The sequence below is a fragment of the Bacillus sp. OK048 genome (assembly GCF_900103525.1).
In the GTDB taxonomy this organism is placed as follows: domain Bacteria; phylum Bacillota; class Bacilli; order Bacillales; family Cytobacillaceae; genus Neobacillus.
Genome location: NZ_FNHN01000037.1, coordinates 1 through 1,779, shown reverse-complemented (window position 1 = coordinate 1,779; position 1,779 = coordinate 1). Strand labels below are relative to the sequence as shown.

At 43.7% G+C, this 1,779-nt stretch carries 1 protein-coding gene; it reads left to right on the top strand.

The window, feature by feature from the left end:
- Window positions 1-122: 122 nt before the first annotated feature.
- Window positions 123-1,400 (top strand): IS110 family RNA-guided transposase, encoded by a 1,278-nt coding sequence (locus tag BLR86_RS25460; RefSeq protein WP_090768606.1) that lies wholly within the window; start codon window positions 123-125, stop codon window positions 1,398-1,400.
- Window positions 1,401-1,779 lie beyond the last annotated feature (379 nt).

The following is a 1,779-nucleotide window of genomic DNA, read 5'->3' as shown; positions in this document are numbered from 1 at the left end:
AAGGAGCATTCCTGTTAGAAGGATTTTCGGGGACTTGAACAATAAAGAGCCCTCTTGGTATGATACGGGGTGTCAAATCGTGGCGAAATGACCCCTAATTTGTAACCAAGGAGGACTCCATAATGGATTTTAAACAAAATCAAAAAATTAATCAAGTCTCTGAAAAAACACTGGTCGTTGGCATTGACATTGCGAAGCGTACACATTTCGCTTGTTTTGTGGATGATCGAGGGCGAGTGCTCCATAAGTCATTTTCCGTTTCTCAATCCTCAGATGGCTTCGAGCTTTTCTACCAACGTATTCTGACAGCGATGAAAGAATACAAGAAAACAGAAGTAATCGTAGGGATTGAACCTACTGGTCATTACTGGCTCAATCTAGCCTATTTCCTTGAAGCACGAGGCATTCCGCTTGTCATGACGAACCCTATGCACGTCAAACGTTCAAAAGAGTTGGACGACAATCTGCCAACCAAACATGACCGCAAAGATGCACTGGTGATCGCTCGTCTAGTAAAAGACGGACGCTTTAGTTATCCTAGGATTTTAAAAGAAGTGGAAGCTGAACTCCGCGTTGGATCAACGTTTCGAGGTAAGTTAACAGAGGAACTAGGTGCTGTCAAAAATATGATGATTAGATGGCTAGATCGCTATTTTCCAGAATTCACTCAGGTATTTCCGTCATTCGGTAAGATGGCTTTAGCCGTCCTTGAGTGTACTCCATTTCCGAGTGACCTTCATCAAAAACAACCTGATGAGTTACTCAAAATGTACCGCCAGGTAGAGGGGATGAAATCTCCCCAGAAACCGAAAGCTACACGTCTGATTGAAGTTGCAGCTAACTCCATCGGAGTAACAGAAGGACGTGAGATGGCCCGTTTTGAAATCGCCACACTCGTTCGCCGTTACCATCAGTTAGAACAAGAAATCGAAAGCATTACTCAGCACTTAGTAGAGCTTGTACAAACGTCAGTGGAGTACGAATGGCTTGCAACGGTTCAAGGACTTGGAGATACGACGATTGTCGATCTTTTAGCTGAAATCGGAAGTTTTTCACACTATGATGATCCACGCCAACTCATTAAACTCGCGGGATTAACGTTGCGTGAAAATTCCTCTGGTCAGCACAAAGGTCAAAAACGTATTTCCAAACGGGGCAGAAGAAAGCTACGTGCCCTCCTTTTCCGAGTGATGATGCCAATGATCCGCCATAATGAGGCCTTTAGGAAACTACATGAGTATTACACAACTCGTACGGTAAACCCATTACGAAAAAAGCAATCTATCGTGGTTCTATGCGGAAAACTATTAAAAGTGTTACATGGAATCAGCACCAAGCACAAAGCGTTCGACGCTCAGCGAATGATGAAGGATATTCCAAGTCTCGCAGAGGCTATGTAAGTTCTACATCCCTAGATAAACCTAGACAACAGGATGACACGGAGAAGCTGGCACTATTTTTTCCATACGACCTTGAGTCCCTAAAGGAGCTTCGCTAGCCTCTGCCTTATGACTAGACCGAACGAAGGAATGTAGGCACATAGATGCCCAGAGACATGGGAGGGTACGTCATCATAAGTTACGCAGAGATCCATTGTGCATCGCATAATTCCCTAGCACTACTTACCATATTTTTCTAGTAGTGACCGCGAAGCGTACCCCTATGTTGGAATAGATTCACATATTATGAAAGTATTGTTAGGAAGCGTGTCGAAAAATATTTTTTTGACACCCCACCAACGGGTCAAACCGTTGATAAATCAACATTTATAGAGGGAGG

Bases quoted from the DNA above. Each gene is read 5' to 3' on its own strand.
- BLR86_RS25460 (WP_090768606.1), top strand. From the start codon at position 123: ATGGATTTTAAACAAAATCAAAAAATTAATCAAGTCTCTGAAAAAACA.